This is a genomic window from Proteus sp. FZP2095 (assembly GCF_023701425.1).
Taxonomy (GTDB): Bacteria; Pseudomonadota; Gammaproteobacteria; order Enterobacterales; family Enterobacteriaceae; genus Proteus; species Proteus cibarius.
The window spans coordinates 243541-250557 of record NZ_JAMQBJ010000005.1 but is presented as its reverse complement, the minus strand read 5'-3'; the positions used below and the strand labels follow the sequence as shown (position 1 = coordinate 250557).

Here is a 7017-nt window from a genome sequence, read left to right as displayed (position 1 = left end):
GCGCAGCGGACCCACCTGAATCCATGCCGAACTCAGAAGTGAAACGTTGTAGCGCCGATGGTAGTGTGGGGCCTCCCCATGTGAGAGTAGGGAACTGCCAGGCATCAATTAAAGCGTTAGTGTTTAAATAACATTAATCGCGCAAAGAATACGCGGAGCGGTAGTTCAGTTGGTTAGAATACCTGCCTGTCACGCAGGGGGTCGCGGGTTCGAGTCCCGTCCGTTCCGCCAACTATTTAGGGGCGTAGTTCAATTGGTAGAGCACCGGTCTCCAAAACCGGGTGTTGGGAGTTCGAGCCTCTCCGCCCCTGCCAGTTACCAATTAAGTAATAACAAAATTTATACTTCTTTGTAGCCCAGTTAATTAACTGGGCTTTTTGTTATTTATATATTCTCAATATTTACTGCTCAAAACACTCATCAACTAACCTACCAATACACTCCTTTTACCAATGTTTATGGGTAATATTCTCTGTTATATATTATGAATTTTAGAGATAAAGCTTAAATCTAAAAGTTATTCGTTAATATCATGGATAACTGTATAGAGTAGATTTAAGCTTTATTGATTATTTATCGGCTGTTTTAATAGTTGTTGTATCAATACTTGCTGATCACTAGTATTTAGCCAAACCGCAAATAAAGGTTTTTGAATAATTTCTGTTGAGGCAGGAGCAAGATCTGAATAAAGATCGAGCCAATGTGTAGGTAGAAACGCAGCTGCTTGCGTTGTTTTCATTAATTGATAAGCAATCATTGCGGAATTAGTGGTCAAAATAGGATCAATTTTTTGCGCTACACCATTAGGAATAAAAGGCTGAAAATCAGCGCTCCATTCAATTTTAATAAATTGTGCTATTTCTTCTGTTTTATTTGATGCTATTTTCATCAACTGGAAAGTAATATCACCAATAATTTTACTTTCTAGTTCATCCATCTTTGGTGATTCAGTCGTAAAAAGAAGATCGAGCTCTCTTGCATGAAGTTGTTTTACAAGAGATTGCCTTGTAGAGACTCTAGATTCGATTCTGAGCTCTTTTCTTTCTAGATAAGATTCCTGTAACCAAGATGTTAGATATGCTTCCCAGAGTGATGCTGTGGCGCCAATTGATAGCTCTGAATGTTGAGAAGCATGGCTAATCTCTTTTTTAGCGAGAAGCCATGTATTCATTAACGATTCAGCATAAGGGATCAGCCTTTCACCGGCGACAGTTAGACGAATATTATTACGATGGCGTGTAAACAGATTTGTACCTAACTGTGTTTCCAATTGTCGTATTCTAAAACTAACCGCAGACTGCGTTAAATAAAGAGATTCAGCGGCTCGTCCAAAGTGTCTAGTCTTACTGACTTCCAAAAAGGTTTTCAGTAATTCGGTATCCACATCTATCTCCAAAAAAATTTGTCGTTACGATTTAAATATTTTGTTTTACAGAACCGCATGACTATCTAATACTCCGCGCCATAAGTATGACGATAGAGAATTAGGAGTGTGTCAGATGGCAGAAAGTTTTATCACGACTAATCGTTTTTTTGACAATAAACATTATCCGCGTGGTTTTTCTCGTCATGGCGATTTCACTATCAAGGAATCCCAGATATTGGAACGTCATGGTCAAGCCTTTAATGAACTTGATTTAGGCAAACGAGAGCCAACAACTGAAACGGAAAAATTATTTGTTGCCATGTGTCGTGGCGAACGAGAAGCAGCAACGGTCGAAGAAAAAATTTGGAAGAAATATACTAGTCGTATAAGTCGTCCAAAACGTTTTCATACATTATCGGGTGGAAAGCCGCAGCTCGATCCATCTGATGACTATACCGACTCTGATGATTAATATCATTAGTTTTAGTTAAAAGGGGCGTATTTTCGCTCCTTTTTATTTACCCATCTAGTTGTTTTTGTAAATAGATCATTAATCTATCCATTGCACGAAAGCTTAATGCTTCAATTAAATGATTTCTTTGTATTTTCTCTTCATTCTCAAGGTCTGCGATAGTTCTCGATACTCGTAAAATCTTATGCCAAGCTCGTATTGATAATCCTAATTTATTTAGTGTGTCTTCAAGAAAAGTTGCATCACTAGTATTTAACGAGCAATAGCATTCAATCTCTTTTCCGGTTAAATAAGTATTCACTTTTCCACATCGTTCAAATTGCTTTTTTCTTGCTTTTAGAACACGTTCTCTAATTGTAGTACTACTTTCCGCGGTAAGTGTAGGATGAATAAGCGCGCCTTGAGGAAGCAGTGGCATTTCGACAGATAAATCAAACCTATCTAAAAATGGTCCAGAAACCTTGTTTAAATAGCGCAGGATCTGTTTTATTGGTACTCGATTGTGATTACCTTGATAGTGCCCTGTTGGGCTTGGATTTAATGCACCGACCAATAATACGTTGGCAGGGTAGCTTATTTTGGCTTTTGCTCGAGAAATAGTAATTTCTCTAGCATCTAGAGGTTCTCGTAATGCATCGAGTACACGGCGTTCGAATTCAGGCAGTTCATCTAAAAATAAAATACCATGATGTGCTAATGTAATTTCTCCTGGTTTAGGAAGGGAACCTCCTCCTGTTAAAGCAACAGCAGAGGAAGTATGATGTGGGGCCCTAAATGGTCTTGTAGGCCACTTTTTTTCATCAAATGTCACTCCTCTTAAACTACTAATGATTAATACATCAAGTGCTTCTTTAGTAGTTAAAGGTGGAAGAAGCGTACTTATCCTTTGCGCTAACATTGTTTTGCCTGTTCCTGGTGGGCCAAGAAATAAAATATTGTGATTTCCTGCTGCTGTGATTTCTGCTGCTCTTTTTGCATTGTTTTGGCCAATTATATCGCTCATATCTTTATTATCTTGATTTTCAATTTCATCGTTAATAATAAAATTTTCTGTTTCAATTAATGGCGTATTATTTTCTAGGTGATGGCAAATTTCTAAAAGATGAGAGGCTAATAAAGCCGATTTATTGGGTAATAATGAAACTTCAGTTTGATGTTCTGTTGATACAATATATATTCGACGATCTTTTGAAGCACTAAGAATTGATGGAATAACTGCATTAACTCGTTTTAATTTACCAGAAAGCGCAAGCTCTCCAATAAACTCATAACGTTCTAATTTATTTGATGTTAATTGTTCAGATGCAATTAATATTGCAAGTGCAATAGGTAAATCATAACGCGCACCTTCTTTAGGTAAATCGGCTGGTGATAGATTAATTGTTATTCTTTTTGCAGGATAAGTATATCCGCTATTAATTAGTGCACTTCTTACTCTGTCTTTTGCTTCTTTTACGACTGTCTCTGGTAATCCAACTAATGTTAATCCGGGTAATCCCTGGCTAATATGAGCCTCAATAGTAATAAGCGGAGCTGATATTCCTAGAGAGGCACGTGTATATATTATTGCTAATGCCATTTTTTATTCTCCATTATTTTTTTCTTTTTAAATTATTTTTTCTTTTGTGTTAAATAGAGAGTTAAATAAATGAGAAGCATCTCGAAAATAACATAATGTATTGAAATATAATGGTTAATTTAATGAATGAATAATTTAATAAATTAATATAAATATAATAAAAAATATGTTCTCTTTTAGGCATTAAATAATGACGTGTAATAGTATAAAAAATAAAACAACAGGTTTTTTATTGGCATTAATAACTAAAAAATAAATATTTTATAGATAAATGTTCTGGTTGTGATTTGGGGTATAAAAATATGTATAAAATTCATTGCGTTGTGATTATTTTTAAAATAAACGTTGTCAATTCTAAAATATCATGATAACTCTAAAAGGACAGAGTGAAAGAAAACACAACATAACAGAACAAACATACATTTTTAATAAGAAAAGAAGTTATAAAACTATGAATACTATCGTCCTAGTGATTAGCCTAATTATTGTCAGCGTGGTGGTGATTATTAACCCACCGTGCGGGGCTGCACTAGGACGAAGAAAGGCTAACTAAACTAGCCGGATCTCTTAAAAACCCCCGCACCGAAAGGCGCGGGGGTTTTTTTTGAGTCTCAGTTTGAAGAAGAGATTAAGTGGAAAATAAATTCAAATTAAACAAGAAGTTAAGATGGCAGGGTGAGAAAATGAATGGAGCACAGTGGTTAGTACAGGCATTACGAAAACATCAAATCGAAACAGTCTTTGGTTATCCTGGTGGTGCAATCATGCCTGTTTACGATGCCCTTTATGATGGCGGTGTTGAACATGTTTTATGTCGCCATGAACAAGGTGCTGCAATTGCTGCTATTGGTTTTGCTCGCTCTACAGGTACAACGGGTGTTTGTATCGCGACATCAGGCCCAGGCGCTACTAATGTTATCACTGGACTTGCTGATGCATTGTTAGATTCTGTGCCTGTTGTTGCCATCACAGGGCAAGTTGCTTCTGATTTAATAGGAACAGATGCATTCCAAGAAATTGACGTTTTAGGACTTTCATTAGCGTGTACAAAACATAGTTTTTTAGTTTCGACCGTTGATGAATTACCAAGAGTGTTATCAGAGGCATTTTCTATCGCATCTCAAGGTCGCCCTGGGCCTGTTTTAATTGATATTCCTAAAGATGTTCAATTGGCTGATGCTTCCCATTTATCAAGTTATGAATTGCCAGAAGAACAAGAGTTTCCCTATCCGACACAAGAGCTGGCTCAAGCTAAGCAAATGTTAGCGAAGGCACAAAAACCTATTTTGTATGTAGGTGGTGGAGTTGCCATGAGTAATGCTGTGGAAACGTTAAGAGAATTTGTGACGCAAACAGAAATGCCCGTTGTTTCTACTTTAAAAGGATTAGGTTGTGCTGATGCATTAGATGCCAATTATTTAGGCATGTTAGGTATGCATGGTACTAAAGCGGCAAATTATGCTGTTCAGCGTAGTGATCTATTAATTGCTGTTGGTGCACGTTTTGATGATCGCGTAACGGGTCGATTAAATACTTTTGCACCTAATGCCAAGGTTATCCATATCGATATCGACTATGCAGAATTAAATAAATTGAAACAGGCGCATGTTGCGTTATTGGGTGATGCAAAAGTGTTGTTACCGGCTTTGTCTCAGCCATTATCTATCACAGCTTGGCAACAAGAGGTTCAAGAATTAAAAGCAGAACACGCATGGCGTTACGACCACCCAGGCTCTGCAATTTATGCACCGTTATTATTAAAACAATTATCAGATGCGAAATCTGAAAATACAGTTGTGACAACAGATGTCGGCCAACATCAAATGTGGTCAGCGCAACATATGACATTTGATGCACCTGAAAATTTTATTACCTCAAGTGGTTTAGGCACGATGGGATTTGGTATCCCTGCCGCGGTTGGAGCTCAAATTGCTAGACCTGATGCATGTGTTATCTGTGTATCTGGTGATGGCTCTTTTATGATGAATGTGCAGGAATTGGGGACAATTAAACGTAAACAATTACCTGTCAAATTGGTGTTATTAGATAACCAACGTCTTGGTATGGTTCGCCAATGGCAAGAGCTGTTTTTTGAACAACGTTATAGCGAAACTATTTTAACAGACAATCCCGATTTTGTTGCCTTAGCTAACGCTTTTGATATTCCTGGGCAACGTATCACAGAAAAAGCACAAGTTGCTGATGCAATAAAATGTTTATTAGAGAGCGATGGCCCTTATTTATTACAGGTATCTATCGATGACGCAGAAAATGTCTGGCCTTTAGTTCCGCCGGGCGCAAGTAATGATGAGATGATGGAGAAATCAAAATGAACCAACACAATATCACAATTGAAGCCCGTTTTTGTCCAGAGATCTTAGAACGTATCCTGAGAGTTATCCGTCATCGTGGTTTTCATATATGCTCAATGAATATGAATATCACAGAGAGCAACAATATCAATTTAAGTTTAACGGTGAGTAGTCAGCGCCCATTAGAACTTCTGTGCAGCCAGTTAACAAAATTAGCTGATGTTGCAGGTATTCAAGTATCACATCAACAGAAAGAAAAATTACGATTCATGAGTGCACTAAGTGCCATGTAAGGATAAAAGAATGACAAAGCAAGCTGATTATATTTGGTTTAACGGTGAAATGGTTCCATGGGCTGAGGCCAAGGTTCATGTAATGTCTCACGCATTGCATTATGGTACTTCCGTATTTGAAGGTGTGCGTTGTTACAATTCTCATAAAGGACCTGTGGTATTTCGCCATCGTGAGCATATGCAACGTTTACATGACTCAGCCAAAATCTACCGTATGCCTGTCGAGCAAAGCGTTGATGAGTTAATGGAAGCGTGTCGTGAAACCTTACGTAAAAACAAATTAGTCAGTGCTTATATTCGGCCATTAGTTTTTATTGGTGATGTCGGTATGGGGGTTAATCCACCAGCAGGCTATAAAACAGATGTGATCATTGCTGCATTCCCATGGGGAGCATATCTCGGTGAAGAAGCTTTAGATAAAGGTATTGATGCAATGGTTTCTTCTTGGCACCGTGCGGCACCAAATACTATTCCAACCGCAGCTAAAGCGGGTGGTAACTATTTATCTTCATTATTAGTAGGAAGTGAAGCTCGCCGTCATGGTTATCAAGAAGGGATTGCATTAGATGTTCATGGCTATTTATCTGAAGGTGCCGGTGAAAACCTATTTGAAGTAAAAGATGGTGTTATTTTTACACCTCCATTTACTTCATCAGCACTGCCGGGGATTACGCGTGATGCCATCATCAAATTAGCAAAAGATCTTGGTTATGAAGTGCGTGAACAAGTGCTTTCTCGTGAATCACTTTATCTTGCAGACGAAGTCTTTATGTCAGGTACCGCAGCAGAGATAACCCCAGTACGTAGTGTGGATGGTATTCAAGTGGGTATCGGGCGTTGTGGTCCTGTGACCAAAGCAATTCAAAAAGCCTTCTTTGGTCTGTTCACAGGTGAAACAGAAGATAAATACGGCTGGTTAGATCCAATCAATTCATAAACATAATCAAATAAATTTGTTTAGCGGGTAGATCGTTCCCTACTCGCTTTCTTTATCG

At 38.0% G+C, this 7017-nt stretch carries 7 protein-coding genes, 2 tRNA genes and 1 rRNA gene; 8 read left to right on the top strand and 2 right to left on the bottom strand.

All coding sequences use genetic code 11. The features are described from left to right. The 3 genes from rrf to NBG71_RS17100 form a co-directional block, all read left to right on the top strand. A 5S ribosomal RNA gene (rrf, locus tag NBG71_RS17110) occupies positions 1-103 on the top strand; the annotation flags it as partial. A 51-nt stretch (positions 104-154) separates the two neighbouring features. Next, a tRNA-Asp gene (locus NBG71_RS17105) sits at positions 155-231 on the top strand. 7 nt (positions 232-238) lie between these two features. Beyond that, positions 239-314 (top strand) — tRNA-Trp (locus tag NBG71_RS17100). Positions 315-562: 248 nt separating this feature from the next. Here the strand turns inward: NBG71_RS17100 and hdfR are convergent. Then, complete coding sequence (hdfR, locus tag NBG71_RS17095) at positions 563-1384, bottom strand: HTH-type transcriptional regulator HdfR (RefSeq protein ID WP_075674375.1); 822 nt, start codon at positions 1382-1384, stop codon at positions 563-565. A 115-nt stretch (positions 1385-1499) separates the two neighbouring features. Here hdfR and NBG71_RS17090 point away from each other — a divergent pair, with 115 nt between their 5' ends. Next, complete coding sequence (locus NBG71_RS17090; protein WP_072070866.1) at positions 1500-1838, top strand: MaoP family protein; 339 nt, start codon at positions 1500-1502, stop codon at positions 1836-1838. 46 nt (positions 1839-1884) lie between these two features. Here the strand turns inward: NBG71_RS17090 and NBG71_RS17085 are convergent, their stop codons facing one another. Then, complete coding sequence (locus NBG71_RS17085) at positions 1885-3417, bottom strand: YifB family Mg chelatase-like AAA ATPase (RefSeq protein WP_250917041.1); 1533 nt, start codon at positions 3415-3417, stop codon at positions 1885-1887. Positions 3418-3868: 451 nt separating this feature from the next. Between NBG71_RS17085 and ilvL the strand changes: the two genes are divergently transcribed. From ilvL to ilvE, 4 genes are all read left to right on the top strand, one after another. Continuing rightward, positions 3869-3970 carry an ilv operon leader peptide gene (gene ilvL / locus NBG71_RS17080; protein WP_071788577.1) on the top strand — a complete coding sequence of 34 codons (102 nt, stop codon included), beginning with the start codon at positions 3869-3871 and terminating at the stop codon, positions 3968-3970. Between the two features lie 130 nt (positions 3971-4100). Further along, entirely contained in the window at positions 4101-5750 is a 1650-nt protein-coding gene (gene ilvG / locus NBG71_RS17075) for an acetolactate synthase 2 catalytic subunit (RefSeq protein ID WP_156732978.1), read from the top strand. Continuing rightward, positions 5747-6022, top strand: coding sequence for an acetolactate synthase 2 small subunit (gene ilvM, locus NBG71_RS17070; RefSeq protein WP_075674044.1), 276 nt, complete (start codon positions 5747-5749; stop codon positions 6020-6022). Before ilvG ends, ilvM begins: the two co-directional genes overlap by 4 nt. Before the next feature lie 10 nt (positions 6023-6032). Next, complete coding sequence (gene ilvE, locus NBG71_RS17065) at positions 6033-6959, top strand: branched-chain-amino-acid transaminase (protein ID WP_023583659.1); 927 nt, start codon at positions 6033-6035, stop codon at positions 6957-6959. Positions 6960-7017 lie beyond the last annotated feature (58 nt).